Here is a 26,732-nt window from a genome sequence, read left to right as displayed (position 1 = left end):
GGAAATTCGTCGACTGTTGTACCGTCTGTTATGGCGCGCCGTCCACCCGTTCAATCATGTGATTGCATGGTCAATTTGGCGACGTACTCACCAGTGGCGCGCGCAACAGTCCCATTACCGACGCCGTGGTTTTACCCCGCCTGTCGGTTAGTATCTACGGCTGTAGTACTAAGCCATCGTCGATGGGCTGGGCGCCAGTTGGCGCTGCCCGTATAGCGCACACCGTGCGAGAGCAGAAACGACTTCAGTCGCTGCCGCGCCTGCTTCAGATCGTCCTTGGCTGCGGCCCACGCACGGGCCAGATCCCGGAAGGCCTCATCTTCGATACCCGGTACGTACACGGCCGACAGGGCACCCGCGCGTAGCGCGCGCACCAACTTGATCGCATCGCGTCGATCCGTCTTGACGCGTTCGCCCGGTTTCTTCGGAATCAGCGACGATGCACACACCATGCAGTCGAACTCCTTCTGCATGAGTTGGCGGTAGAGCCCATAGCCGCACGGCCCGGCTTCATAGACAACGCGCACGCGTCGCCCCTTTGACTGCAGGCGTTTGCACAGGCGATCGATATCGCCGTGCATCGTACCGATCTTGCCCAGCAGTTCCACCTCCCCCATGCCGATCGCGTAGGCGATCGTGATGGACTCCTTGTGAACATCAAGTCCCACGTACACCGTGCTATCGTTTTCCATGCTGGCCTCCGTGCCGGAAATGCCGGGTGTGGCCCTATCCACACCGTGCGGCTCTGGCAGCGATGCTAACCCGCGTTTGATTCCCCACGGCAGGCCAGCCTCTGCCTCACGGAAAGTCATACTGCCTTTTCTCGCGACCTGTTAACCTGAGCCGTCATGACAACCGGATCAGGGAGATGGGCAAGCCGATCGTCGACGACGAGTTGGGGAAACTAATCGAGCCACGTCTACCACCTGCCAAGCCCCGTCGGTTCAAATACCCGGGTCGCAAGCCCATGCCGAATCGCGCAGCGCTGACGGGCATTCTGTTCGTGCTGAAGACCGGCATTCGCTGGCGCGATCTTCCTGCGGAAATGGGATGTGGCTCGGGCGTGAGTTGCTGGCGGCGGCTGCGCGACTGGCAACAGGCTGGCGTGTGGGACGCATTGCACGCGTTGCTGCTGGCCAAACTACGCGCGGCAAACCAGATCGACTTCTCACGTGTGGTAGTCGACTCCTCGTCGATTCGTGCGGTTGGGGCGGGCGAAAAACTGGCCCGAACCCAACCGATCGAGCGCGACCCGGTTCCAAACACCACCTCGCCACCGACGCCAACGGCACACCGATCGCGGCAATCTTGACCGGCGCCAACCGCAATGACGTCACGCAACTGATCCCCCTGATCGAGGCGATCGCGCCGATCAAAGGCGTTCGCGGTCGGCCACTGAGCCGGCCCAAACCCGACTATGCGGATCGGGGTTACGATCACGACAAGTACCGGCGCATCCTGCACGAGCGAGGCATTCCCACAAGCATTGCCCGACGCGGACAACCACACGGCAGCGGCGTTGGGAAGGTTCGATGGGTCGTTAAGCGCACGCATGCTCGGATGCACCACTTTCGACGTCTCCGTATCCGATTCGAACGGCGTGCCGACATTCATGAAGCGTTCCTCAAACTCGGCTGCTCCATGATCTGCTGGAACATTTTGCAGCGGACTCAGCAGCCTTTCTGAAACCGTCTCTTAAAGCGAATGCCCTTCAGGAGCGGCTCGATCTTGTCGACGCCGCGGATCTTTCTCCAAGACTGCTCGGCCGCTTCGATCAGCTTGAATGCCATGCCGAGGAAGGTCGTGCGCGACAGGCAGTTGCGCGTGCGGCTCGTGCGATGCCGCACGGTCACGAACGTCGATTCGATCGGATTCGTGGTTCGCACGTGTTGCCAGTGCTCGTCCGGGAAGTCGTAGAAGGCGAGCAGCGCGTCACGATCCTTCGTCAGCTTCTCGACCGCTTTCGGGTACTTGGCTGCGTACGTGTCGACGGACCCGTTGAACGCGACGATCGCATCGGCGCGCGTCGCGGCATTCCAGATCTCGGGGAGTGCCGCCTTGGCACGGCCGTACTGTGACTTCGGCATGACATTGAGCACGTTGCCGATCTTGTGGAACCAGCAGCGCTGATGGATGCCGTGTCTGCGGGAACACCTTGTCGAGTGCCGCCCACAATCCCATCGCGCCGTCACCGACCGCCAGCAGTGGCAGTGCCTGCGGGCCGCGGGCTTTCAAGTCAAGCAGCAGCTCGACCCACGATGCCTTCGATTCGCGATAGCCGTCGCTGAGCGCGACGCGCTCCTTGTCGCCGTCCGGCGTCACGCCGATGATCACAAGCAAGCACTGACCGTCGGCATCCTCGGCGTGGGCTTGCGTGTGGACGCCGTCCGCCCACCAGTAGACCCAACGCGATCTCGACAGGTCGCGCTTGTTCCACTGCTCGTTACTCATCTGCCCATGCCGCCGTCAGGCGGCTCACGGTGTTCGCCGACAGACCCTTGGTCTGCTCGCCGAGCAGCTCAGACAGCGCGTCGCTCATCTCGCCCGTCGAGACGCCGCGCAGGTACAGCGACGGCAGCGACGACGACACACGCGGCGACTTGCGCACGTACAGCGGCACGATCGCCGAGTTGCACTTCACGCCCGAATCCGAACGGTCGCGGAGCTGCGGTACCTGAACAGGCACGGGGCCGAGCGCCGTGACAATCTGGCGCTCCGGCAGGTAGCCGTTGCGTACGACCGCCCGCCGGCCGTCGATCGTCCTCACGATCGAGTACCATTCGAGCAACGTTGCCAAATCCGCCTCGATGGCTTGCAGGATGATCCGCCGCGCGCCTTGCTGAATCAGATCGTCCAGGCCGGGCGCGCCCTTGATGTCTGCTTCTGCCGTTTGACTGCCGTGCATTTCCTGCGTATGTTTTGCTATGGTGGTAGAGTTCGATTGGGAAAGTGTTACCGTCGAAAGCAACTTTCTCCTTCAATCACCACCGCCTTCTCTCGCTCGCTCCCGACACCGCGTACACCAGTTTCGACAATAATTCATTGCTGCTCCGGCCTCATTGAGTCCGGTTCGTATGGATAGCCGACGCGATATCGCGGCTCACTGACGCCAACGCCCGATTGTGCGCCGTGACCAGCGCGTCGTAACCCTGCCCCTGCACCGGCTCGTGCGCGACGGAGCGGCCCATCACCACATCGGGCGTTCCCGGCGCGCGGATCGCCCACTGCGCGTCGATCGTGACCGAATCACCCGGCATCGAATCGAAGCGCATCACGTCCACGCGCACCCGCCAGGCCGGCGTGGCACCCACGCCGCTATCGAACACGTTCACCTGGGCCGAACCGAGCAGCATGCCGAGATCGGCCGCGATCACGCGCGCGATATCCGTCTTCAGCGGCTCGGCCCAGCGTGCGAATTCATCGATGTCCACGCGGCTACCGGCCGCGCGCGTGACGATCTGCGGCCGGTCGACGACTTCAGGCACGGTCACGGGGCTCACCACGACATGAACCGGCGCAGCGGCGCCGTTGCCGGTGAGCGTCGCGTCGGGACTCAACGTATAGAAGCGGGCCATCGGCGAACTGCCACATCCGCCGAGCAGTCCGGCCATCAGCGCGACGGCGATGAGCGAATGGATGCGCATCATGGCCGCCCCTCCGTCTTGCCCCGCACCAGTGCTTCAGGATGCCGCTCGAGGTAGTCCGCCAACGTCCGGAACGCCGCGGCCGTGCGGGCGATCTCCCGCATCGCATCGCCGGTGTTCTGCTGCAGCTCCGAGCCCGGCTGCAGCGCACTGTTCGCCGAATCGAGCGCGATGTGCGCCGATGCCAGCGTATCGCGCGCCTGCGGCACCACGGTGTCGAGCTGCTTGAGCAGCAGGTTGGCGCTCGCCAGCGTCTGTTGCGCGTTGTTGCCGATCTTGTCGAGCGGCATGCCGTTGAGTTTCGCCATCAGGTGGGTCACCGAATCCTGCAGCGATTGCAGCGATCCCGGAATCGCCGGTAGTTCAGGCGGGTTGGCGGCCCAGTCGATCGAAGCCTTCGCTGCGTCCGGAAAGAAATCGAGTGCGACATAGAGTTGCCCGGTCAGCAGGTTGCCGGTCCTCAACTGCGCGCGCAGCCCGCGCTCCACGAGCAGGTTCGCCAGTTGCTCGGGATGCCGGGAAAGGCGCCCCCCCTTGGCACCTGTCCGGTAGCGCGACGTGAAACGCTCCGGATAAAGATTGAATTCGACGGGAATGCTGAACTTGCGGGTTTCGCGATCGAAGCGCGTATAGATTCCCGTCACTTCGCCGACCGTCACGCCGCGGAAATCGACGGGCGCTCCGACCGCCAGGCCGCGCACCGAGTCGGTGAAGTTCACCAGAAACTTCGAGACGATGGCGTCGTGGCGCTTCATCGCCTCCGCGCGGTCGTGGTACAGCGTGAACGCCATGTCGGTTGGCGCCGCTGCCTGCTCGAGCGGCTCGCCGGGCGTCTCGAACGCAATGCCGCCGATCATGATCGACACCAGCGACTGCGTCTCGACCTGCAAGCCGTCGGGGCTGAGCGCGACGTCGATGCCGCTCGCGTGCCAGAACCGCGAATCCGCGTTCACGAACCGGTCGTACGGCGCATTAACGAACGCGTGCACCGTCACGCCCTTGCCGTCCGAGTCGAGCGAATACGAAACGATCTGCCCGACCTGGAGCCGCCGGAAATAGACCGGCGTGCCGACGTCGATCGACCCCATGTCCATGCCTTTCAGGACGAACGTCCGGCCCGGCTCGTCACTCGTGAACACCGGCGGCGTCTCCAGGCCGGTGAACGTGCGGCGCGCGCCCTTCGCATCGCCGACGTCAGCGCCGATGAACGAGCCGGACAACAGCGTGCCGAGGCCCGACACCGTCCCGCCGGAAATACGCGGGCGCACGACCCAGAAACGCGTGTTTTCGACCAGCAGCGACGTCGCGTCCTTGGTGATGTCCGCGGTCGCCACCACGCGCTTGTGATCGGTGGACAGCACCACCGACCTGACCACGCCGATATCGACGTTCTTGAACTTGATCTTCGTCTTCCCGGCTTCGAGACCTTCTCCGGTCCTGAAGGTGATCGTGATCGTCGGGCCTTGTTCGATGACGGCCTTCACCGCCAGCCATCCGCCGATCAGCACGGCGACGATCGGCACGAGCCACACGAGTTGCATGCGCCAGCGCGAGCGCGTCGTGGCGACGGCGTCCGGAATGTCCGGCATGTCAGGCTTCTGCTCGGGGCCACCCATGATGCTGCTCTCCAGTGTCCCAGATCAGGCGGGGGTCGAATGTCGTCGCCGCGAACATCGTCAGCACCACCACCGCCCCGAACGCGATCGCCGCAGGACCGGCCTTGATCGTCGCCAGCGCCTGGAACTGCACGAGCGCGACGAGCATCGTGATCACGTAGATGTCGAGCATCGACCAGCGCCCGACGAATTCAACCATCCGATAGATGCGCGTACGCTGTTCCTGCAGCCATCGCGAATGCCGCTGGACCGAGAACGCCAGATACGCGAGCGCGAGAATCTTGAGCAGCGGCACCGCGATGCTCGCGATAAACACCACGACCGCGAGCGGCCACGATCCGGAGACCCACAAATAGACGACGCCGCTCAGGATGGTGTCCTTCTGCGCACCGAACAGCGAACTCGTGTACATCACCGGCAGCACGTTCGCGGGGATGTAAAGGACGATCGCGGCAATCAGGAGCGCCCAAGTGCGCGACACGCTCGCGGGTTTGCGCAGGTGCAGCGCCGCGCCGCAGCGCGGACAGGCCAGATCCTGCGCGTCGGCCGGCGCGCGTGCGAGTTGCCCGCAGTCGTGACACAGCGCGAGGCTGCAATCGGCGGCCGTGACGGCACCGCGCGGCATCGGCATGCCGCTGCCGCGCCCGTCGCCATGGCCCTGCGCCGCGTCGATACGCGACCACAATTCATGCGCATCGAACGCCGCGCCGGCGGCTGCAAGCACGAGCATCAGCCCGCCGAACGAATAGAGCGCGACGCCCGTCACGACACTCGCGATGTGGGCCAGCTTGACCAGCGCCACCAGCAAGCCGAGGATCAGCACTTCCGTCATCCCCCACGGTGCCGCGAGGTGGCAGAGCCGAAACACGAGCGCCGCGCACGCTGGCACGCGGTTCATCCGCAACGGCACCAGCAGCCAGAGCATGCCGGCGATCTGCACGAACGGCATCAGCATCGTGGTCGCGAACACGAGGCCGGCGAGCGGCCAGATCCCGTCCGCATACAGCACGCGCACGGATCCGGCCAGCGTCGTCTCGACCACCGTCCCGCCCACCGACAGGCCGACGATCGGGTACAGGTTCGAAATGACGAACAGCACGCCCGCGGCCGTGGCGAACGCCAGCGCGCGCGTCAGGCAGTCCTCGCGATTCCGGTAAAGCTCCGCACGGCAGCGCCGGCAGCGCAGCGCGCCGCCAGGCGCCACCGGTCCGCTCCGCTGCAGCAGGTCGCATTCGTGGCAGACGATCAGACCGGTGCGGTTCATCTTGGCCCCTCGTCGGCCACGGGCCGATCGGCGGCGGCGTGCGGCGGTGCGGTCATCCGCTCGGCCGTGACGACCCAGCCCCCGCCCATCGCCATGTAGAGATTGACGAGCGACGTGAGCGTCGCGCTGCGCGTCTGCGTGTACGACAGCTCCGCATTGAACAGCGTGCGCTCCGCGTCGAGCACCTCGATATAGCTCGTATAACCGCCCTCGTAGCGCAACCGCGCGAGCCGCTCGTACGTGCGCAACGCGTCGATCTGGCGCGCCTGCGCGGCGAGCTGCTCACGCGACTTCTGCGATCCGATCAGCGCGTCCTCGACCTGCTGGAACGCGACCTCGATCGCCTTCTGGTACGCGTAGAGCGCTTCCTGCTGATGTGCCTCTGCCTGGCGGACCTGCCCGGAAATGTTGCCGCCGGTGAAGATCGGCAGCGTCGCCGACCCGGCAAACGACCAGACGCGCGCGGGCCCGGTAAAGAGATTCGAGAACTGCGCGCTGACCGAACCGAACAGCCCGGTCAGCGAAATCGACGGGAAGTACAGCGCGCGGGCCGCGCCGATCAGCGCGTTCTGCGCGATCAGGTTCTGTTCCGCCTGCAGCAGGTCGGGCCGGCGTTCGAGCAGATCCGCCGGCAGCCCCGCGGGAACGGCGGGCGTCTCCAGCTCGGCGAGCGCGCGGCCGCGTACGATCGGGCCGGGATTGCGGCCGAGCAGCACCGACAGCGCGTCCTCCTGTAGTGCTATCTGCGTTTCGAGCTGCGGGATGGTCGCAAGCGTCGTCTCGTATTCGGACTGGCTCTGCGCCAGCTCCATCTGCGACACTTCGCCCCCGTTAAAGCGCGCCGTAAACACCTTGACGGAGTCCGCGCGACTCGCTGTCGTCGCTTTCGCGATCTCCAGCTGGCGGTCGAGGCTGCGCAGCGTGATGTAGGACGATGCGACCGACGCCACGAGCGTCAGGATCGTCGCGCGGCGCGCTTCCTCGCTCGCGCGCAGGTTGGCACGCGCGGCTTCGGTTTCGCGTCTGACCTTGCCGAACAGGTCGAGGTCCCACGTTGCGGACAGGGTCGCCTGAAACTGGTTCGAGACCGACGGAACCGTCGGCGGCAGCGGAATCGCGCCGCTTCGCGACGAGCGCTGGCGCGTGGCGTCGAACCCGGCGGCGACTTGCGGAAACAACGCCGAGCGCGTGCTGACGAACTGACCGAGGAATTCGTCGACGCGCGCCGACGCAACCTTGACGTCGCGGTTTTCCGCCAGTGCGGTCGCGATCAACGCGTTCAATGTCGGGTCCTGGAACTGCTCCCACCACGCGCTGTTGGCGACGTCCGCCGCCTCGCCGGACGCGAACCGGAACGACGCCGGCGCGTCGACCTTGGGCCGCACGTAGTCCGGGCCGAGCAGGCATCCGCCCAGGCCCATCAACAAGACCGGCGCGCAAAGGCGCCAGAACGCGGCGCGTCGCATGTCAGTCGTCCTTGCAGGGTACGGATGGGGCGGTGTGCGGCGACCCGGGCCCGGCCTCCGACGAAGGCGGCAGGGCCTTGCCGCGCGAGCGCGACGACCACGCCTCGAGCAGGTAATAGAACATCGGGATGAAGAACACGGCGATCGCAGTGGCCCCGAGCATCCCGCCGATGACGCCCGTGCCGATCGAATGGCGGCTGTTCGCCGACGCGCCGAGCGCGATCGCCAGCGGCACGACGCCGAGGATGAACGCCAGCGAGGTCATGATGATCGGGCGCAAGCGCTCTTCCGAAGCGGTGAGCGCCGCGTCGTAGGGCGATGCGCCCGCCTCGCGGTTGATCACCGCGAACTCGAAGATCAGGATCGCGTTCTTGGCGGCCAGAGCCACCAGCATCGTCAGTCCGATCTGGAAGTAGACATCGTTATTGAGCCCACGCAGCAGGATCGCGACCAGCGCGCCGAACATCGCGAACGGCACCGCCATCAGCACGCCGAACGGCAGCGACCACTTCTCGTATTGCGCGGCGAGGATCAGGAACACCATCACGAGGCCGAAACCGAACACCAGGCCGGACGTTCCACCCGCCTTGCGCGCCTCGTAGGCCTCGCCGCTCCACGCGACGTCGTAACCGGGCGGCAACTGTGCCGCCAGCTCTTCCAGCACGGCGATGACCTGGCCGGAGCTGTAGCCGGGGGCTGCATTGGCCGTGATCTTGACCGCGGGGAAATTGTTGAACCGCGTGATCAGGTCGGGGCCCGTCACGTACCGGTAGGTCACCACGGACTTGAGCGGCACCATGTTGCCGTTCGTGCTGCGCACGTAGATCCGGTCCAGGTCCTGCGGCTTGAGGCGGTAGGACGGTTCCGCCTGCAGGATGACCTGCCAGAGCCGGCTCGCCCGGTTGAATTGCGACACGTAGAGCGAGCCGAACATCGTCTGCATCGCGCTGTACACGTCCTGGATCGGCACGCCGAGCGTCTCGGACTTGTCGCGATCCACATCGACCAGCAGCTGTTGCGACGATGCGTTGAAGGTCGATGTCACACCAGACAGCTCCGGCCGCGCTTTCGCCTTGTTCACGAATTCCTGCACGACGCCCGCCAACTGCGCAATCGACGCGTCGCCCTTGCTCTGCACCCATACCTCGGTGCCGCCGGTCGTACCGAGCCCCGGAATCGACGGCGGATTGACGGGAATGACGATTCCCTCCCTGATCCTGGACAGGTTCACATACGCATCGACCAGCACGGCGCGGGCGTTCTGCGTCCTGATGTTCGCGAACTTGTAGCGCTCGTCGAAGCCCTTCAGGCCGATGAAGAACGTGCCGGCGTTGTTCTTGTTCTGGCTGTCGAGCAGGCTGAAGCCGTCGACCGTCGTCACGCTGCCCACCGCCGCCTGCTTCATGAAGTAGTCGGCGACCCGCTGCGACACGTCGCCCGTGCGGTCGAGGCTTGCCGCGTCCGGCATGACGATCGCGCCGAGCAGGTAGCCTTGATCTTCCGGCGGCAGAAACGCGCCCGGGATCGCCCTGAACATCAACACCGTCAGCACGATCATGCCGCCGAACAGGACGAGCGCGAGCACGAAGCGCTTGATGACGAACCTGACCGCGCGCGTGTAGCCGGCCGTCAGCCGCGCGAACACGTTTTCGAACCATCGGAAGAAGCCCTTCTTCTCGTGGTGCGCGCTCGTGAGCAGCAGCGCGGCCAGGGCCGGCGACAACGTCAGCGCGACGACACCCGAGATCACCACCGAAATCGCGATCGTGATCGCGAACTGCTTGTAGAGCTGCCCCGTGATGCCGCCGAGAAACGCGACCGGCACGAACACCGCGCACAGCACCAGCACGATCGCCACCACCGGCCCGGCCACCTCGTCCATCGCGCGCTTGGCGGCCGCCTTCGGGTCGAGCTTGTGCACCGTCATGTTGCGCTCGACGTTCTCGATCACGACGATCGCGTCGTCGACCACGATGCCGATCGCGAGCACCATCCCGAACAGCGTCAGCATGTTGATCGAGAAGCCGAGCAGCGCCATGCCCATCGCGGTGCCGAGAATCGACACCGGCACCGCCAGCACCGGGATGATGGTGGCGCGCAGGCTTTGCAGGAACACGAACACGACGATCACGACCAGGATGAGCGCCTCGAAGAAGGTGTGCACGACGTCGGTGATCGACGCGCGCGTGAACTCCGTCGTGTCCATCGCGATCTGGTAGTCGAGCCCTTCGGGAAACGACTTCTTCATGTCCGCGAGCGTCGCGCGCACCTGCTTCGACACATCGAGCGCGTTGGCGCCCGGCTGCTGATAGACCGCGATGATCGTGGCCGGCTTGCCCTGGAAGCGGCTGCGGATCGAATAGTCCTTCTGCCCCAGCTCGGCCCGCCCCACATCCTTGAGGCGGACGATCGCCGTGCCCTGGCTCGCCGCACGGATGATGATGTTGTCGAAGTCAGCCGGCTCGGCGAGGCGGCCCGGAGTCGTCACCGCGAAAGACTGCTCGACCGCGCCGCCGGTCGGCGCCTGACCGAGCCGCCCGACCGCGAACTGCTGGTTCTGGTTGGCGACCGCGCGCTGGACGTCGGCTGCCGTGACGCCCAGTTGCGCCATCCGGTCCGGCTTCAGCCAGATGCGCATCGCATAGTCGGGGGTGCCGAAGATGGCCGACTGATTGGCCCCGCCGATGCGCTTGATCGCATCGAGCACGTAGATGTTCGCGTAGTTCGCGATATAGGTCGCGTCGTAGCGTTCCTGCGGCGAATAGATCGCGATGACCATCATGAACGCCGACGATTTCTTCTGGATCTGCACGCCCTGCGCCTGAACCGATTGCGGCAGTTGCGGCAGCGCCAGGTTCACGCGGTTCTGCACGTCCACCTGCGCGAGTTCGGGGTTGGTGCCGATCTCGAAGTACGCGTTGATCGTCAGGTTGCCGGTCGACGAGCTGGACGAATTCATGTAGATCATGTTGTCCGCGCCGTTGACCTGCTGCTCGATCGGCGCGGCCACGTTATTGGCGACGACGTCCGCGCTCGCACCCGGATAGGACGCCGCAATCGTGATCTGCGGCGGCGTGACGTCCGGGTACTGGGCCACCGGCAGCGCGAGCATCGTCAATGCGCCGCCCAGCGTGATGACGATCGAGATGACGGACGCGAAAATCGGCCGGTCGATGCAGAAGTGGGAGATGTTCATGAGGCCGCCCCGTCACTGGGCCGCGGCGACGCCGGATCCGCTCGCGGCCGACGGCGGCGCCCCGGGAACGATCTTCAGCGGCGTATCCGGCGCCACGCGGATCGCCCCGTCGACCACGACGCGCTCGCCGGCCTTCAGCCCGTCGGTGACGAACCAGTCGTCGCCGTGCCACTCCCCGACTTCGACGACGCGCTGATGCGCCTTCGATTCATGGTCGACGACCCACACGTAGTGACTCTTCGCGCCCTGCAGGACAGCGCGCTGCGGTACCAGCACCGCGCCGGGCCGCGTCGCGCCGGACACGCGCGCGCGCACGAACTGCCCGGGGCGCAACGTGCCGTTCGGGTTGTCGAACACGGCGCGCACCAGAAACGTTCCGGTGTCGGTGCTGAATGCCGGGTTCGCGAAATTGATCCGCCCGCGCTGCGGAAACTCCGTACCGTCGGCCAGCACGAGCGTCACGACGAATTCGTCGTTCGGCGGAAAGCGCAGCTTTCCTTTCGCAATTTCATCGCGGCGCTTGAGCATCTCGTTTTCGGAGATGCTGAAATTCACCCACATCGGGTCGAGCTGGTAAATGTACGTGAGCAGTCCCGCCGCGGTGGCCGTGACGTAGCTGCCGTCCTGCTGCCGGGCGAAACTCGACAGGCCGGTGATCGGCGACTTGATCGTCGTGTAGCCGAGGTTGAGCTGCGCCGTCTGCACCTGCCCCTGCGCGGCGATCACGGCGGCCTCGGCCTGCTGCACGTTGCCGACTGCGTCGTCGAGGTCCTTCTTGCTCAGCGCGTTCTGTGCGGCGAGCGGCCTGACCCGCGCGAGATTTTCCTTCGCGACGTTGAGCCTCGCCTGCTGCTGCGCGAGCTGTCCCTTCGCGGTCTGCAGCGCGGCATCGAACGGCTTGTGGTCCATCTGGAAGAGCGTCTGGCCAGACTTCACCATCTGACCTTCGACATAGGTGCGCTTGTCCAGGAATCCGTCCACCCGCGCTCGAATCTCGACCTCGTGCGAACTCTGCGTCTGCGCGGTGAATTCGAAGTCCACCGGCGTGTCGCGTGGCGCGACCGTCACGATCGTCACTTCAGGCTCGCCGAGCTTCGGGACCGCTGCCGGCTTCTTGCATCCCGTGCAGACGGCGAGGGCCGCGATCAGCGGCATCGAACAAAGTAGGGTTACGGGTTTCATGAGATGATTCCCGACGCTACATCGCCGTGCAGTTTCCGAACACCAGCACGGCATTATTTCGATTGACAAGCGACGCAGTCATCGTCCCGTCACGCGTGTCGAGCACGAGTGTCCACGCAACGCCGAGTTCGGTGCCCTGCATGACGACCTGGGTCTGGCCTTTCTCCATGAATTGAATCGGTGAGCTCCGCGAGGGTCCGGCAACCGTTCTTTTCACGAAGTCGATGGATAGGAACTTCGGCGCACCGAGGTCTGCGGGCAGCGCACGCGCGCAAGGAAGGCCCGGATCGCATGCATGAGCCTCAATCGTCGCGCACAGCAGCCGCTTGCTTCCATCGAAATCGCCAGCATATGCGCCTGCGCAATCCAGCAAGATGGCCGTCGCCACCAGCACCCGACGTACAATGTTCTTCATGGCTGCACCCGTCGTTCCGCTTCGATACTACTGGCTCGTGTAACCTCGCCCGTTCATGCACGCAGTCACGGCGCGCGTAAACGTCGATAGTTGGCTCGCGGTGCTGCTCTGCGTGGCCTGCTGCTGCTGAGCGGCGGCCTGCTCCCGACGAAGCCGGCGCATGCCGCCACCGGCGGTACCCGTGACAGCACCGATTGCCGCCCCCTTACCTGCATCACCGGCGATTGCACCAATCGCGGCCCCCATGGCCGCTCCGCCTGCCGCGCCCGTCACGGGGCCACCCTGCGGCGGCTGGGGAGCAGGCGGAGATGCCGAGCGTTGCGCGAGGGCGACCGGGTCAACGCCAGTGGTCTGTTTTGCCCATACCTGGCATTCCGCCGTGTCGGTCTGCTGTTTTTGCGCACTCTGCTCCTTTGCCGGATAGAAGATCGGCTGCTGCTGAGCAGACGCGAAACCGGTGACCGTCAATGTGACAAGACAAATCACGAAGCATGCGAACCGCCGCGTGTGGGCCTCTTCGGACTTGCCTTGACATTCAGACTTCGAACGCTGCAATGTGGATTCCATGTTTGGTCTCGCTTCGACCGAATTATTCCGATCGCAATCCAGATCACCATTCGCACAGATGTCTTGAGCAGCAGACGCCTGCTTCATCGATCGAGGCGGGTGATCTTCGACCCCCTCAGACCTATCCCGGCCATCAGCCCCTTCTGGTTGAAGATGAACGCGTAAATATCCGACTTGAGTGTCGTGGTGGTCAGATTTTTAGCAGCGCCAGCATCCCCGATCACAACCGTTGGCGCCATTCCCACCTCGAAGCCGGAACTCGTTTTCAGGTTGTCGAGCGCCTTGTCCGACATGAACATCATCACGTAACCATAAGTCTGGACGCCTGCCTGAAGGCCATACGTGACCGATGTCGTCGCGTAGTAACCGGTAACCTTGCCGTCCTCGATCAGCTCTCCCGTGCCGTGCGACGCACCGGCGATGAATCCGGCCCTCACCACGCTCGGAAAGACCAGAATGCCTTTGGCCGTGGCGGCCACGTCTTTCGCCTGCGGCGTGGCAGCATACAAATTCGCGAGCGCCGCCTGGGCGTCCTCGTCGAGGACAGGATCCGACTTCATGGAACTGGTTGCGGACGGTGATTGACCGGTCGAGCAGGCCGCCATCACGGCCAACAGCGAGATGACAGCCAGCTTGCGAATGCGTTCGATCATGATTCGTACTCCTATTTGGTACCAGCGATCGTGCAATCCAGCAAATTCCTCAGAGAATGGGGCGCACGTGTCGCATTCAAGTGTGGCAGCCATGCGCAGGAAGAACAATGGGACTTTGGTCCCATATCGCGCCGGCGCTCGAATACAGCATCACTATGGCGACACGATACCCAGTGCGGCGCGGACAGTCTTGATCAGCACGGAATCGTGGAACGGCTTGCGCACATAGGCGATCGCACCAGCAGCAAGCGCTTGTTCGCGCACGGCGACATCGTCGTAGGCGGTAATCACGATGACTGGCACACCCGTTACGGCGAAGCGCCGCTGCACCTCGAGTCCGTTGAGCCCGGGCATCTGGATATCGAGAATCGCGCAAGCGGGATGGTACGAAGGCATCGAAGCAAGCGTGTCGAGAAAATCATCGCCGCTGAGAAACGTGTCTGCGCCGATGCCGACAGATCGCAACAGACGCTTGATCGCCCGGCCCACCGATTCATCGTCGTCGACAACCACAACGAATGGCTTGACGTTATCCATTGTGAGAATTTCCGGATTCGGCCGTTGCCCGCGTCACCGCGATCCCGCAAATTGAGGCTATCAGGCGAGTTGCAAAACCGATATAAGACTTTGGTCCACCGTCGAGACGAGGGACGCGTAGCGCGGATGTTTAATGGACCGGACGTACGGAAGTCGAAACGCCGATACCGATCTTTTCGGCGAGACGAACCAGATCCGCCAGCGACGCCGCTTCCATTTTTTCCATCACGCGTGCGCGGTGGATCTTGATTGTCTTTTCTGCAATGCCGAGATCGGCGGCGACTTGCTTGTTCAGGCGGCCCGTCACGACGAGTGTCAAGACCTCCCGCTCTCGCGGCGTTAGACGGTTGGCACGCTCCTGTAGGCTGGCGAGTTCCCGGCGGCGTTTATCCATCTGCACCGAACTCTCGAGCGCGCGCCGGATTGCGTCTAGCAGAACTGTGCCGCAGACCGGCTTCGGCAGGAAGTCCGTCGCGCCGGCCTTCATCGCGACCACGGTCGTGCAGATATCACCATGTCCTGTAATGAAAATGATCGGCAGCACCGCGCTCAGTTGGCGTTGCAATTCGAGTCCGCTCACGTCCGGCAACTGAAGGTCCAGCAACAGGCACGCAGGGCAATTCGTCGGATCGGCGGCAGCGAGAAACGCACGCCCCGACTCGAATGACTCGACCCGGTGACCTGCCGACCGGACGAGCCTCGAAAGCGCGAGTCGAACCGAAGGATCGTCGTCCACGATGAAAACGAGGGAAGCGTGATTGTTCATGACTGTCGGCGCGCACGGTTTGATTCCGCAGTGCCCTCTGTCGGCAGCGCAACATGAAACGAAGCGCCCCTATCCGGGTTGTTTTCCGCCCAGAGACGGCCGTCGTGCGCGGCGACGATCGTCTGGCTGATCGACAGGCCCAATCCCAGCCCGTGTGGCTTCGACGTGAAGAACGGCTTGAAGATCTTGTCGAGCTGGTCGACCGTCAGTCCATGCCCTCGATCACGCACGCAGACACGAACCGTCCCTTCTGGCTCGGCCCACGCCCGCACAGCCACGACGCAGTCCACGGCAGGCTTGTCATGCACTGCGTCAAATGCATTGAGCAGGAGATTGAGCACGACCTGCTGAAGCTGCACCCGGTCACCACGCACGGCGGGTAGCGCGTCTTCGATGTGGAGCGTCGTCCGGATACCGCGCAGAACCGCGTCACTGTGCACGAGCAGCATGACGTCACGAATGACACTGCCAACGTCAAGCAGCTGAAGATCCACGTCGCCCTTCCGGACGAGCGCCCGCATTTTTCGGATGATTTCACCTGCGCGGCAATTGTCGGCCACTATGTCTTTCAGGGTTTCGCGTACCTCGATCAGGTTGATCGGGTCGGCCTCCATGAAACGCTGTGCCGCCTGCGCGTTGCTCAGGATCGCGGTCAGCGGCTGGTTCAGTTCGTGCGCAAGCGACCCCGCCAGTTCGCCAAGCGCGGAAATTCGCGCGAGGTGCGCGAGTTCCTGTCGGCTCCGGTGCAACTCAACTCGCTCCCGGCAATCAACGATCATCGCGAGCCGGGTCAGCGCACCATCGATTCGGCATTCGCTCACCGTCACTTCCACCGGAAATTCCGCTCCATCACTGCGCCTCGCCACAGCCAATTTCATCGTTTGCCACGGCGGCGACATGCCCGGCGCAAGCTGCTCCGATACGTGATACGTGACGTTCACCGGAAATTCAGGAAACAGTATGCGCTCGGATGCACTAGTCAACGTGTCGCCACAGTAACCGAACAGCGCCTTCGCCCATTCGTTGGCAAAGGCGACTTCATTACGTTCATTGAAACCAATAATCGCCATCGGAACGCGTTCAAGCGCATCATGCATCGGCATTGTCGTCTTGTGATGCTTACGATCTGGTTTCAACCTCTTTCCTAACCATGGAATGCGTGCCGCCAAGTCCGACGCGCGGCGCAGCGTCGGCTGGATGTGCAAGCCCGCATGCGCAAAAACCCCTTCGCCGCGGGGTTCTCCTCGCGGGGCATCACATTGCAATGCAGCGATCCGATCGACACTGAATAGCGCATCGCGATCGCCGCTCGAATCGAGTGGCGCTTGAGGTCGCGCACACAAGTTATGTAACTGCCACACGAATAGCGCAACTGATATCGCCAGCGCGATCTCGGTACCCGGCGTGGGGAGAGCCATGTCTCTTTCTCCGTGGCGACGCGCCGGCTGCTTCTGCGTCAGTCACGCGTTTCGCGGCGGGCGGCAAAACCATCGTCGAATCTGCATTTGGAGGTGTAGCTTCATGCTACATACCGCCTGAACGATGGCGTCGGGAATTGCAATTACTCTCGTGTTTGCAACCAATTTTAGGTATACAGGGCGACCGAATTCCAGTCCTGATGACATTTTCCGCGGTGGCACGATCACGTGAGTAGGATGTCTAGCGCTTAAATTGCGAAAGCACGGCGACGTACAGCGCCGACGCCACCAACTGACACAGCGCAATGGGTAGCCCAAGGTGCAGAAATTGCGCGAACGTGATCGGCTTGCCCTGTCGGACGCAAATGCCTGCCGCCGCAACGATGTTCGCGGATGCGCCGATCAGCGTCGCGTTGCCCCCGAATGTCGCACCGAACATCATCCCGACAAACACCGGGATCGACACCGCTGGCCAATGCGCAAAAATGTGCGGACAGCGCCGTCTCCGGCACGACCTCCGCCGCCACAAGGTAGCCCTTGATCATCACGACCGATGCGGCGGCGACGGGAACGTTGGCGAGCAGGCTCGACAGGAAGCCGATCCCCGCGATTACAGTTAGCGCAGCGAGTGTGACGTGCGTGCCGAACAGGTCATAGAGCCGCAGCGCCATCAACTGAAGCAGGCCCGTCTTGACTATCGCCTGCACGAGACAGAAGATGCTCGCCAGAAACATGAGCGTCTTCCAGTCCACATCGCGCAACACGTTGTCGGTCGGCTCGACGCGTGCCGCATAGCCAACAAGCAGCGCGAGCGCGCTCGCGATCAGCGCGACGGCCGGCGGAACGATCGGCGCGGGAAGACGCTCGCCGAATACGAAGAGACCCACCATCGCCACCAGCACCGCGAGCGTCAAACTCGCATAGACTGGCCGCTCGATGCGCCCCGGCGTCCGGGCCGGCAGCAACGCACGCCGCAGATTCCATACGCCCGGCATAAGCCGCGGCAAGAGCGGCACAACGATTGCCATCGCCATGAGCCACCCATGCTGACGTGGCGCAGATAGAACTCGAACGTCATGCCGACCGAACTGCCGACGAGATAGGTCGCCGGGTCGCCGACGATCGTCAGCAAGCCGGCGGAATTGCTGACGATCGCGGTCAGAATCATCGGCGGTGCAATATCAACGTCGAGCGCTTGCGCGACCCGAATGATAACGGGTGCGAGCAGAACGACCGTTGTCGCATTGGGCAGCACCGCGCACAGCGGCGCCACGATCAGGATCAAAAGGAGCAGGAACCCAGCGCCGCACCTGCTCGAGCAGCGCTGTATCAGACCATTCCGACTTCGCCACGAAATGATGCAGCGATTGGTGCCGCGCGCTCACATGCTCCGGTTCCAGATGTGCCGCCAGCGGCTCGACACTCTTGCGCCGAATTGGCAGCATTAGCCCTTGGGAAACACTGATTAATCCGGCTCGGTAGTCATCGCTGACGCAGCCGAGGACGTTGTAAAAGATAGTTCACTGAACGAGCCCAAGACGATGAAACGGCAAATGAGCTTTGCGGAAGCGGAAAGTGCGGGCAAGAAGCGCGTGACCAGGCGTCAGCGTTTCCTGGACGAGATGGAGAAGCTCGTGCCGTGGTCGCGATTGCTGACGGCAATCGAGCCGTACTACCCGAAAGGAGCGCGCGGGCGCCCGCCGATCGGTCTGGAGCGAATGCTTCGAATCTACTTCCTGCAGCAGTGGTACAGCCTGTCGGACGAAGGGCTGGAGGATGCGCTGTACGACAGCATCGCGATGCGGGCCTTCGCCGGGATTGATCTGGCCGTGGAGAACGTGCCGGACGCGACCACGCTGCTGAAGTTCCGGCGCCTGCTTCTCGAACATGACCTGACGCGCAAGCTGTTCGACGAGATTGGCATCTCGCTGTGCGAGCGCGGGCTGATGATGAAGGAAGGCACGCTGGTCGATGCGACGATCATCGAAGCGCCGCCGTCGACCAAGAACGCCGAGAAGCGTCGCGATCCGGACATGCATCAAACGAAGAAAGGTAACGAATGGTACTTCGGCATGAAGACGCATATCGGCGTCGATGCCGATTCGGGGCTGGTTCACAGCGTGGTCGGCACGTCTGCCAACGTGTCGGATGTTTCGCAAGCGCACGCGCTGTTGCACGGACACGAGCAAGAAGCGTTCGGCGACGCGGGCTACATCGGCGTAGACAAGCGCGATGAAATGAAGAGCAAGTCGGTGAAGTGGCGCGTGGCGGCCAAGCGAGGAAAGATCAAGGCGATGCCCGACGGTGCGCTGAGGGATCTGATGATCGCGCTCGAGCGAACCAAGGCACAAATCCGCGCGCGGGTCGAACATCCGTTCCATGTCGTCAAGAACCTGTTCCGTCGTCGCAAGGTGCGCTACAAGGGACTGGCGAAGAACACGGCGCAACTGTTCAGCCTGTTCGCTTTGGCGAACTTGGTGATCGCGCGAAACCGGTTGCGGTCGGTTCATGGGAGTAGTCCGTCACGTGTATGAAAAATGCAGGAAATGAGGCACTTCCCCGGGGCAAACTTCCCCGAATTGGCTGCGCTTCACTTCGGCATCCGGAATTTGCGCGTCAGCACCGCCGAAAAGCTCGCGCGTTGGCCTATTAATCAGTGATTCCTTAGGAGAATTGGTATCGTGACGACTGTTTCCGATGCCGCGACGGCGCGCCGCTGCGCGGGCACCCCGACTGTCACCGTGGTCGACAACCGCGGCTTGGTCGTACGTACCGTGCAGTACAACCGCACGGCGGCGGAAGATACGCTCGACGAGTTAATCACGCGCCATACCTGGTCCGTGAGCGGCCAGCTTGACTCCAGCACCGATCCCCGCCTGTTCAACGAGCAGCGGCTTAACCCGGCCGTGCTGCCCAACTTTCTCTACATCCGCTCGCTCTCCGGCCAGCCCCTGGCAATTCACTGTCAGGACGCCGGCGTGCGCACGGCGCTCTTTGACGTCGAGGGCGCCGTCGTGTGGGAGCACGGCGGCCGCGACCAGCAGCTGCGCCGCACCTACGACCTGCTGCACCGTCTGGTGTCGGTCGCCGAGCAGGCCGGCACGGATGCGCCGCGCGTCAGCGAGCGCTTCGTGTATGGCGACGCCAACGCCGACCCCGACGCCAACTTGCGCGGCCAACTGTCTCAAGCGTGGTCGCCCGCCGGCTTGAGCGTCACTCCGTCCTATGCGATCACCGGCCAGTTCTTGACCAGCGAGCAGCAGTTCCTGCGCGACGACGTGCTCGACAGCGACTGGGCCGGCGACGAGCCGGCCGCCTGGGGCGACGATCTCGCCCCCGGAATCTACGTCACGCGCAGGACCTACAACGCCCTTGGCCAGGAAACCGAGCGCATCGATGCGCTCGGCAACCGGCAGCGACAGCGCTTCAACGTCGCCGGTCAGCTCGCCGCGAGCGACCTGCAACTGGCAGGCCAGTCCGCTTGGCAGCCGCTGTTGCATGCGGTCACCTACAGCGCCGCCGGCCAGGTGCTGCACGAAGCCGCCGGCAACGGCGTCGTCACCGATTACACCTACGAGCCGCAGACCCAGCGCCTCGCCGAGCTACGCACCACCCGTCCCACTCAATCCGGCCGCTCGCCGCTCCTGCAGGCGCTGTCCTACCAGTACGACCCGGTCGGCAACCTGCTGGCCATCGAGGACACGGCCAAGGTCACTCGCCATACCCGCAATCAGCGCGTCGAACCCACCAGCCACTACAGCTACGATGCGCTGTACCAGCTCATCCGGGCCACGGGGTGCGAGAACGCCAACGCCGGGCGCCAAGGCCAGCGACTGCCGGCGCCGATCGTGCCCCTGTGGCAGGAGACCGGCGAGCTGACCAACTACACGCGTACCTACAGCTACGACCGCGGCGCCAACCTCACCACCATGCATCACCAGGGCACCACGCCCTACACACAGCGAATGGTGGTCGCCCCTACCTCGAACCTCGCGGTGCCGCAAACCGACGGCCTCACGCGCGGCGACGTGAACGGCTATTTCGACGCCTGCGGCAACCTCAAGGAATTGGGCCCGGACCAGCCGCTTGCGTGGGACAGCCGCAACCAGTTGCAGCGCACCACGCAGATTTTGCGCGGCGGCAATGACGACGACACCGAGGTGTACTGGTACGATGGCGCCGGCCAGCGCGCCACCAAGCTCGGCACGGCCCGCACCAGCGGCACCACCCGCACCGAGCGCGTGCGCTACCTGCCCGGGCTGGAGCTGCGCGACACCGAGCAGACCCGTGCCGGCGAAGCGACGCCCACGCCGGTCGAGCGCCTGCAGGTGCTCACCCTCGCCGCGGCCGGCCGCCAGTCGGTGCGCGTGCTGCATTGGGAGGTAGGCAAGCCGCCGACGATCGAGAACGACCAGCAGCGTTACAGCCTCGACGATCAGATCGGCTCGTCGAGGCTCGAACTCGACGCGCACGCCGATGTCCTGACTTGGGAAGAGTACTACCCGTATGGCGGCACCGCCATGTGGTCCGCACGCAGTGACACCGAGGCGAAGTACAAGTACGTGCGCTACTCGGGTCAGGAGCGCGACGCCACCGGCCTCTACTACTACGGCATGCGCTATTACGCCCCGTGGCTCTCCCGATGGATTAACCCCGATCCCGCCGGCCCCGTGGACGGGCTCAACCTCTTCTGTATGGTCGGGAATAACCCTATCAGCCGAAAGGATGCAACGGGGCTGGGAATCGAGAAACTCTTCTCGCGACTAAGAGGTCAGGCTAGCTCATCCACCGAAGGATCTGGTTCCAAAGAAATTGGATATATGCAAATTGGGAATGCAAGAGTACCAATAACACAAAGCCCTTGGGAAAATTCGTTGCAAATTGGCGACGAGTCGAGGCTAACTTTCCAGAAGGGGCTCGTCAAGACAAATCAGCAGCAAGTTTCTTTTAGAGACCCGAAAGTAGAGATTGATTTTCTAGATCTTTATAAAAAATGGAACGCAGACACCCTGTACCTAGAGCGAGGAGTGTCATCCAGTCACTTTTCGTGGAATGATATTTCCAGCAAAGGGGAAGTTAAATCAGAAGGGGATATAGATACTCCTTGGCAAACTATGGAGGGCAAAGGGACTCGTTGGCTACCGACTTCACCGGGAAGTCAATCCAGCCTATCAGTATCAATCGCTATTGCGTCGGCAAACCAAACAACAACCATACGCGAGGCTATATCACAGCGCAGCGACATCCTCATGGGGGCGGTTCTCAGATTCAGAGCCGGCAAAAGTTCGGACTTGAACATCAACATGCTAGGTTCATGGGAAGTGTTGGTTCAAGGTCCCGTGCTCTTTCCGGACTTTTCCGTCTCACACCTAGTGGTAAGTCAGGCCGGGGAAGCGCCTATGGCGCTGAGTTTGAGTTCTGACAGATACTTCCCAAGCCTTTCTCCTGCGGCACCGTACTTACCTCCGGCTCAAGTCGAGAATATCGAAATGCAATACAAAGCGCAGGAGTTTATAAACCGAAGTGAAGATTTAATTAAAAAAATGAAAGACGCAGGGTATTTTCAATAGTCACTCATCATCCTGCGCAGATGTTGCGGGGTCACAACTGCACGCATCAGTGCATGAATTCGCATCGTTGCGCATCAAAACGCACGATCCCACCCACTGAAACCCGGAAACCCGTGCCACAGGGGTAAGCGGCTCGGCTGGGCCAAACGGGAATTCGCTGGAACCACTTGCCGACTCGCCTGGGCTTCGGCTCGGGCGCAACTTGCTGGCGGCGATTGAGCGACTGGCAAAAGGCTGGTGTATGGGACCAACTGCACGAGTTGTTGCTCGACAAGTTGCGCGCGGCCGGCCAAATCGATCTGTCATACGCTGCGGTCGATTCATCGTCCGTGCGCGCCGTTGGGGCGGGCGAAAAACTGGCCCGAACCCCACGGATCGCGCGCGACCGGGTTCCTAGCACCACATCCTCGTAGACGCCAACGGCGTTCCCGTCGTCGCAATCCTGACTGGCGCGAACGCCAACGACGCCACGCAGCTGCTGCCGCTCGTTGATGCGATTCCACCAATTCGCGGTGTCACTACGGCACGATTAGTCCGAAGGTCGCATGTGGGTCGGCAACGGTCGACCGCGTCGGGCGGCAATCGGCCAGGAACAGTCCGTCAAGGTATATTGATCGTCGGAGCGTTGCTCGGCGACCGTAAGCGGCTCGGGGCGGCCGTTCGCCCACGGGGCCTGATCGAATGTATCGTAGTTCCCACTAAATTTTTTAGTGGGAACCAAAGTGGACGAGATGCCAGCCGTCAAACGCGTGAAGTCGAGCAAACGACCGAACTTCGCGGACGAATTCAAGCGAGCGCTGGTCGAGCAAACGTCGAGCCAGGCGCATCGGTTTCGCTGGTTGCCCGGCGTAACGATGTCAACACCAACTTGCTCTTCCGATGGCGTCGCCAATATCTTGAAGGCGCATTTGGTCCGCTGTGCCCTGAACATGTAGTCCAGAAGCCGACCGATGGTATTCCGACGTTGTTGCCGGTGAGTATTGTTGACGAGACCTCGGTCGCGGCATCTGCGCTGACGACCTCGGAAGCCGTGCCATTGGCAGAAGGTGTTTGCGAGATCGAGTTTGAACGGGCACGGATTCGTCTGCGGGGTGATGTATCACCGGCAACGCTGAAGCTGCTTATTCGCGAGCTATCACGATGATCGGCTTTCCAGCGGGTACGCGCATCTGGCTCGCAGCGGGCGTGACCGACATGCGCTGCGGGTTCCAGGGGCTGGCCGCAAAAGTACAGGCGGTGCTCGAGGAGAATCCGCTGGGCGGCAACGTATTCATCTTCCGCGTGCGTCGCGGCGATCTCGTGAAGCTGCTTTGGGCGACCGACGACGGGCTCTGGTTGCTCACAAAACGATTGGAGCGAGGCCGTTTTATCTGGCCTCAGGCCGACGGCGGAAAGATCCATCTGACGAGCGCCCAGCTGTCGATGCTGCTCGAGGGCATCGATTGGCGGCAGCCACGTCGTACCGCCGCGCTGTCGATGTTGTAAACCGCATCGAAGGCTCGTAAACTGCGACGCATGTCCAAAGATGCGCCGCTTCCCACTGACCTGCCCTGGAATTTTCGGACCATCTGAAACTTGAGAGAATGGCTTCCAACGGAGAAAGGAAGTCATGAAGAAGAGCCGGTTTACCGACGAGCAGATGGTGACGATCCTGCGTGAGGCCGACAAGGCGCCGGTCGCCGAGGTCGCGAAGAAGCACGGGATTAGCGAACAGACGATCTACAACTGGCGGCAGCATTTCGGCGGCCTGGAGGCGGCTGACGTCAAGCGGCTCAAGCATCTCGAGCAGGAGAACGCACGACTGAAGAAGATGCTGGCGGAGCGTGATCTCGAGCTGGACGTGATGAAAAGCGATCAAGAAACTCGCACAATCGAACCGGATCAGTTGTCGCTGCTGTAGAGAACCGTGGATGACAGACACCTTGCGACTGTCGGCCTTCGCGTTACCGCCGACGTTCCCTCCCGAGTCGGTTCCCGACGCTTGCACCCGTTTTGTCCGTGAGTGCGTACCGGGCCTGACCAAACGTCAATTGCTGGCGCGCACAAGCGCAAGAGGTTGGACGCCGGCGTGGCAACCGCTGGCGCATCTCGCACGGGAGGGGTTTGAAGCGTTTGCCTTCGACTTAATCGTCGATGGGACGCACGTCCCCGTGATCGCCTGGATGCAACGTGTCGGGAGGGGTGTCGACCGCGTCTCAGTATCCACTCGAGATCCACGGCAGTTGCCCCTGTTTTAGTGGCGGCGCAGCTCGATTCGGTCCGACGCGCGCGCGTCCAACTCGAGGCATGCGTATCCGAAAAGCGGGTGCTGGATATTCGGACCCGGCGCCACAACAGGCACAACGCTCCCGCCGGCCTCCGATCTGGCCACCTGTTATGCGTTTTTCAGCAAGGGCATTTCCGCGGGTGACACGACCAGTTGGCGGAATTCGCGTTTCAGAGCGAAGATGAACCCGACCAGGATCATCGAGTCGGCGTAGGGAATCGGAAAGATCTGCGGATTCTCCGGAGTCCGCAGGGGGAGTTCGGGCATGTCCACTGGCCGCCGACGCATCGCAAGACGTCGTGCAGCGGTTACTCGGGCATGCTTCGCTTCAGACGGCGTCCGAATACGTGACGGCCGAAGAGAAACGCCGTCGCGCGGAGATCGGGAAATTCCACGTGCGCGTGATCGAGTAAAAATCAAGTACACGCCGGAACATTCGACAGGATTTCGTTCGCTAGGAACCCTATAGGGCTTGATCAACATTCCCTCAGGTTCGGCAAGGCATTGCCTCATTCCGGTTGCAGCCGGGATAATTGCCTACTGTCTTTTTGACTACGACACTGCAAACGAAAGGCCGGATGACAAATTCCCTTACCCCGCAGGGTGACGAAGACTATCGCCGCTGGCTCACAGAGCTCAAGCAGCGGGTCGAGCTTGCCCGTGCACGCGCCGCCGCAAGTGTGAATCGCGAGTTGGTGACACTGTACTGGCAGATCGGTAGCGACATTCTCGAACGCCAGGAGCGACAAGGGTGGGGGGCAAAAGTCATCGATCGGCTGGCGCAGGACCTGAAGGCTGCGTTTCCCGACATGCGGGGATTCTCGCCGCGCAACCTGAAATACATGCGGGCTCTGGCGCAAGCATGGCCGTCATCGGAATTTGTGCAGCAGCCTGCTGCACAATTGCCGTGGTTTCATCTTTGTACCTTGCTCGACAAAGCAAAGGATCCGGCGGTCCGCGATTGGTACGCGGGCAAGGCGCTTGAGCACGGCTGGTCCCGCAACGTTCTCGCGATGCAAATTGACACGCAAGCACATGCGCGGACGGGTGTGGCCGTAACCAATTTCGACGCACGCCTGCCGCCTCATCAATCAGATCTGGCGCGCGAAGCGCTCAAAGATCCGTACATCTTCGACTTCCTCGGATTGTCCGAAGATGCTCAGGAACGCGATATCGAGCAGGGGCTGACGCGGCACATTACCCGCTTTCTACTCGAGCTTGGCGCCGGCTTTGCGTTTGTCGGGCGACAGTATCGGCTCGAAGTCGGCGGCGATGAATTCTTCATCGATCTGCTGTTTTACCACCTGAAACTTCGCAGTTATGTGGTGGTGGAGCTGAAGGCGACACCGTTCCGGCCCGAATATGCCGGGCAACTGAACTTTTACCTGTCCGCAGTCGACTCGGAACTGAAGTCGCCTGATGATCATCCGACCATTGGGTTGCTCCTGTGCCGGGAAAAGAACCGTTTGGTTGCCGAGTATGCGCTGCGTGGCATGGCAAATCCGATGGGCGTCGCAGAATACCAGCTCCTTCGGGACGTCCCCGCGTCGCTTGAAGCAGGACTGCCATCCATTGACCAGATTGAAGCAGAATTGGGCCCCGATTTGTCTGATTCAGACTGAGTCGGGTTGGTCTACTGCAGTGACGGCCCTGCAAAATCTTCGAGATGTCGGGTGCTGACCCTATTTATGCGATTTGTATTTATGTCAAATATTTGAATTCAGACATCTTGGGGTAAGCGTTCGATTTGTGCAACATCTGGCGGTTGCCAACACGGGGGCTCGCAGGGAAAGTCCCAACGAGCGCATCGCATACGATCTTCCTCCCGCCAGATGATTGCACTTGCGCATTAGGCGTCGTATCGGTCCGCGGCAAGACGCATACCGATGGCCGGCCGCCGCGCGATCCGCCGCACGGTGGATCGGTGCGCGGCGTGGCGGTTCCGACGAATCGGAATGGCGAATTTCTTCACCGGGCGATTAAATCAGATTAATCAATTCGCCACGAAAATCCGGACGCCTTTCATTGGAATCCTGCGATCCCGAATGGCGTCTCTTGAGCATCTAATTACTTTTTCTCGATTCCCCGCCCCGCCTTCACGTCGATTTCTCCACACACGTTTGCCACTTCAGCTTTTTCCCGCCCAGCGCATCGATCAGTTTTTTTGAATAA

The 26,732-nt window shown here is 62.5% G+C and carries 19 protein-coding genes and 7 pseudogenes; 8 read left to right on the top strand and 18 right to left on the bottom strand.

What is annotated here, in order from left to right; all coding sequences use genetic code 11:
- Positions 1-167: 167 nt before the first annotated feature.
- A pseudogene (locus KVT39_RS34605) lies at positions 168-692 on the bottom strand (transposase); the annotation flags it as partial.
- Positions 693-868: 176 nt separating this feature from the next.
- Between KVT39_RS34605 and KVT39_RS34600 the strand changes: the two are divergent.
- Positions 869-1,686, top strand: a protein-coding gene (locus KVT39_RS34600; protein ID WP_254640750.1) for an IS5 family transposase whose coding sequence is annotated in 2 segments (ribosomal slippage) — positions 869-1,217 and positions 1,217-1,686 — 819 coding nt in all. Because the reading frame shifts where the segments join, the coding sequence is not laid out codon by codon here.
- Here KVT39_RS34600 and KVT39_RS34595 read toward each other — a convergent pair.
- The 16 genes and pseudogenes from KVT39_RS34595 to KVT39_RS34525 all read right to left on the bottom strand — a co-directional run.
- Positions 1,671-2,905 (bottom strand): annotated as a pseudogene (locus KVT39_RS34595) (IS256 family transposase). The gene KVT39_RS34600 and the pseudogene KVT39_RS34595 overlap by 16 nt on opposite strands.
- Before the next feature lie 151 nt (positions 2,906-3,056).
- Entirely contained in the window at positions 3,057-3,647 is a 591-nt protein-coding gene (locus KVT39_RS34590; protein WP_217591195.1) for a membrane integrity-associated transporter subunit PqiC, read from the bottom strand.
- Positions 3,644-5,260 carry an intermembrane transport protein PqiB gene (locus KVT39_RS34585; protein ID WP_217591194.1) on the bottom strand — a complete coding sequence of 539 codons (1,617 nt, stop codon included), beginning with the start codon at positions 5,258-5,260 and terminating at the stop codon, positions 3,644-3,646. Before KVT39_RS34585 ends, KVT39_RS34590 begins: the two co-directional genes overlap by 4 nt.
- Positions 5,235-6,524 carry a paraquat-inducible protein A gene (locus KVT39_RS34580; RefSeq protein WP_217591193.1) on the bottom strand — a complete coding sequence of 430 codons (1,290 nt, stop codon included), beginning with the start codon at positions 6,522-6,524 and terminating at the stop codon, positions 5,235-5,237. The genes KVT39_RS34585 and KVT39_RS34580 overlap by 26 nt, the downstream gene beginning before the upstream one ends.
- Entirely contained in the window at positions 6,521-7,990 is a 1,470-nt protein-coding gene (locus tag KVT39_RS34575; RefSeq protein ID WP_217591192.1) for an efflux transporter outer membrane subunit, read from the bottom strand. The genes KVT39_RS34580 and KVT39_RS34575 overlap by 4 nt, the downstream gene beginning before the upstream one ends.
- A 1-nt stretch (position 7,991) precedes the next feature.
- Positions 7,992-11,186 carry an efflux RND transporter permease subunit gene (locus tag KVT39_RS34570; RefSeq protein WP_217591191.1) on the bottom strand — a complete coding sequence of 1,065 codons (3,195 nt, stop codon included), beginning with the start codon at positions 11,184-11,186 and terminating at the stop codon, positions 7,992-7,994.
- Between the two features lie 12 nt (positions 11,187-11,198).
- On the bottom strand, positions 11,199-12,368 hold the full coding sequence (locus KVT39_RS34565) for an efflux RND transporter periplasmic adaptor subunit (RefSeq protein ID WP_254640749.1): 1,170 nt from the start codon (positions 12,366-12,368) through the stop codon (positions 11,199-11,201).
- 16 nt (positions 12,369-12,384) lie between these two features.
- A complete protein-coding gene (locus KVT39_RS34560) occupies positions 12,385-12,783 on the bottom strand; it encodes a hypothetical protein (protein WP_254640748.1) in 399 nt (132 codons plus the stop codon).
- 27 nt (positions 12,784-12,810) lie between these two features.
- Positions 12,811-13,350, bottom strand: a complete 540-nt coding sequence (locus tag KVT39_RS34555) for a glycine zipper domain-containing protein (protein WP_217591190.1) — start codon at positions 13,348-13,350, stop codon at positions 12,811-12,813.
- 83 nt (positions 13,351-13,433) lie between these two features.
- On the bottom strand, positions 13,434-14,003 hold the full coding sequence (locus KVT39_RS34550) for a YSC84-related protein (RefSeq protein ID WP_217591189.1): 570 nt from the start codon (positions 14,001-14,003) through the stop codon (positions 13,434-13,436).
- A 153-nt stretch (positions 14,004-14,156) separates the two neighbouring features.
- The gene (locus tag KVT39_RS34545) at positions 14,157-14,540 is read right to left on the bottom strand and encodes a response regulator transcription factor (RefSeq protein ID WP_217591188.1); all 384 of its coding nucleotides are present in this window, start codon (positions 14,538-14,540) and stop codon (positions 14,157-14,159) included.
- Between the two features lie 130 nt (positions 14,541-14,670).
- Positions 14,671-15,306, bottom strand: a complete 636-nt coding sequence (locus tag KVT39_RS34540; RefSeq protein ID WP_217591187.1) for a response regulator transcription factor — start codon at positions 15,304-15,306, stop codon at positions 14,671-14,673.
- Complete coding sequence (locus tag KVT39_RS34535) at positions 15,303-16,724, bottom strand: sensor histidine kinase (protein ID WP_217591186.1); 1,422 nt, start codon at positions 16,722-16,724, stop codon at positions 15,303-15,305. The genes KVT39_RS34540 and KVT39_RS34535 overlap by 4 nt, the downstream gene beginning before the upstream one ends.
- A gap of 248 nt (positions 16,725-16,972) precedes the next feature.
- Positions 16,973-17,752 (bottom strand): SLC13 family permease, encoded by a 780-nt coding sequence (locus KVT39_RS34530; RefSeq protein ID WP_254640753.1) that lies wholly within the window; start codon positions 17,750-17,752, stop codon positions 16,973-16,975.
- On the bottom strand, positions 17,635-17,997 hold the full coding sequence (locus KVT39_RS38200; protein ID WP_368858954.1) for an SLC13 family permease: 363 nt from the start codon (positions 17,995-17,997) through the stop codon (positions 17,635-17,637). Before KVT39_RS38200 ends, KVT39_RS34530 begins: the two co-directional genes overlap by 118 nt.
- Before the next feature lie 22 nt (positions 17,998-18,019).
- Positions 18,020-18,190: pseudogene (locus KVT39_RS34525) on the bottom strand (transposase); the annotation flags it as partial.
- Positions 18,191-18,265: 75 nt separating this feature from the next.
- Between KVT39_RS34525 and KVT39_RS34520 the strand changes: the two are divergent.
- From KVT39_RS34520 to KVT39_RS34495, 6 genes and pseudogenes are all read left to right on the top strand, one after another.
- The gene (locus KVT39_RS34520; RefSeq protein ID WP_217591185.1) at positions 18,266-19,258 is read left to right on the top strand and encodes an IS5 family transposase; all 993 of its coding nucleotides are present in this window, start codon (positions 18,266-18,268) and stop codon (positions 19,256-19,258) included.
- Positions 19,259-19,405: 147 nt separating this feature from the next.
- Positions 19,406-22,294, top strand: a complete 2,889-nt coding sequence (locus KVT39_RS38710; protein ID WP_368858953.1) for an RHS repeat-associated core domain-containing protein — start codon at positions 19,406-19,408, stop codon at positions 22,292-22,294.
- A 143-nt stretch (positions 22,295-22,437) separates the two neighbouring features.
- Positions 22,438-22,811: pseudogene (locus KVT39_RS34510) on the top strand (transposase); the annotation flags it as partial.
- A gap of 294 nt (positions 22,812-23,105) precedes the next feature.
- Positions 23,106-23,201: pseudogene (locus tag KVT39_RS38190) on the top strand (transposase); the annotation flags it as partial.
- Positions 23,202-23,434: 233 nt separating this feature from the next.
- Positions 23,435-23,779, top strand: coding sequence for an IS66 family insertion sequence element accessory protein TnpB (gene tnpB / locus KVT39_RS34500; protein ID WP_217591184.1), 345 nt, complete (start codon positions 23,435-23,437; stop codon positions 23,777-23,779).
- Positions 23,780-23,903: 124 nt separating this feature from the next.
- Positions 23,904-24,143, top strand: a pseudogene (locus KVT39_RS34495) (transposase); the annotation flags it as partial.
- A 525-nt stretch (positions 24,144-24,668) separates the two neighbouring features.
- Here the strand turns inward: KVT39_RS34495 and KVT39_RS34490 are convergent.
- Positions 24,669-24,824 (bottom strand): annotated as a pseudogene (locus KVT39_RS34490) (helicase); the annotation flags it as partial.
- Between the two features lie 314 nt (positions 24,825-25,138).
- Between KVT39_RS34490 and KVT39_RS34485 the strand changes: the two are divergent.
- Positions 25,139-26,182, top strand: coding sequence for a PDDEXK nuclease domain-containing protein (locus KVT39_RS34485; RefSeq protein ID WP_217591183.1), 1,044 nt, complete (start codon positions 25,139-25,141; stop codon positions 26,180-26,182).
- The last annotated feature ends 550 nt before the right edge of the window (positions 26,183-26,732 follow it).

Origin of the sequence: Burkholderia sp. GbtcB21, from assembly GCF_019091065.1 — a bacterium.
Taxonomy (GTDB): domain Bacteria; phylum Pseudomonadota; class Gammaproteobacteria; order Burkholderiales; family Burkholderiaceae; genus Burkholderia; species Burkholderia pyrrocinia_C.
Note: the sequence above shows the minus strand (reverse complement) of the source record. Positions and strands in the feature narration are given on the sequence as shown.

Bases quoted from the DNA above. Each gene is read 5' to 3' on its own strand.
- KVT39_RS34590 (WP_217591195.1), bottom strand. From the start codon at position 3,647: ATGATGCGCATCCATTCGCTCATCGCCGTCGCGCTGATGGCCGGACTG.
- KVT39_RS34585 (WP_217591194.1), bottom strand. From the start codon at position 5,260: ATGGGTGGCCCCGAGCAGAAGCCTGACATGCCGGACATTCCGGACGCC.
- KVT39_RS34580 (WP_217591193.1), bottom strand. From the start codon at position 6,524: ATGAACCGCACCGGTCTGATCGTCTGCCACGAATGCGACCTGCTGCAG.
- KVT39_RS34575 (WP_217591192.1), bottom strand. From the start codon at position 7,990: ATGCGACGCGCCGCGTTCTGGCGCCTTTGCGCGCCGGTCTTGTTGATG.
- KVT39_RS34570 (WP_217591191.1), bottom strand. From the start codon at position 11,186: ATGAACATCTCCCACTTCTGCATCGACCGGCCGATTTTCGCGTCCGTC.
- KVT39_RS34565 (WP_254640749.1), bottom strand. From the start codon at position 12,368: ATGAAACCCGTAACCCTACTTTGTTCGATGCCGCTGATCGCGGCCCTC.
- KVT39_RS34560 (WP_254640748.1), bottom strand. From the start codon at position 12,783: ATGAAGAACATTGTACGTCGGGTGCTGGTGGCGACGGCCATCTTGCTG.
- KVT39_RS34555 (WP_217591190.1), bottom strand. From the start codon at position 13,350: ATGGAATCCACATTGCAGCGTTCGAAGTCTGAATGTCAAGGCAAGTCC.
- KVT39_RS34550 (WP_217591189.1), bottom strand. From the start codon at position 14,003: ATGATCGAACGCATTCGCAAGCTGGCTGTCATCTCGCTGTTGGCCGTG.
- KVT39_RS34545 (WP_217591188.1), bottom strand. From the start codon at position 14,540: ATGGATAACGTCAAGCCATTCGTTGTGGTTGTCGACGACGATGAATCG.
- KVT39_RS34540 (WP_217591187.1), bottom strand. From the start codon at position 15,306: ATGAACAATCACGCTTCCCTCGTTTTCATCGTGGACGACGATCCTTCG.
- KVT39_RS34535 (WP_217591186.1), bottom strand. From the start codon at position 16,724: ATGGCTCTCCCCACGCCGGGTACCGAGATCGCGCTGGCGATATCAGTT.
- KVT39_RS34530 (WP_254640753.1), bottom strand. From the start codon at position 17,752: ATGGCAATCGTTGTGCCGCTCTTGCCGCGGCTTATGCCGGGCGTATGG.
- KVT39_RS34520 (WP_217591185.1), top strand. From the start codon at position 18,266: ATGAAACGGCAAATGAGCTTTGCGGAAGCGGAAAGTGCGGGCAAGAAG.
- tnpB (WP_217591184.1), top strand. From the start codon at position 23,435: ATGATCGGCTTTCCAGCGGGTACGCGCATCTGGCTCGCAGCGGGCGTG.
- KVT39_RS34485 (WP_217591183.1), top strand. From the start codon at position 25,139: ATGACAAATTCCCTTACCCCGCAGGGTGACGAAGACTATCGCCGCTGG.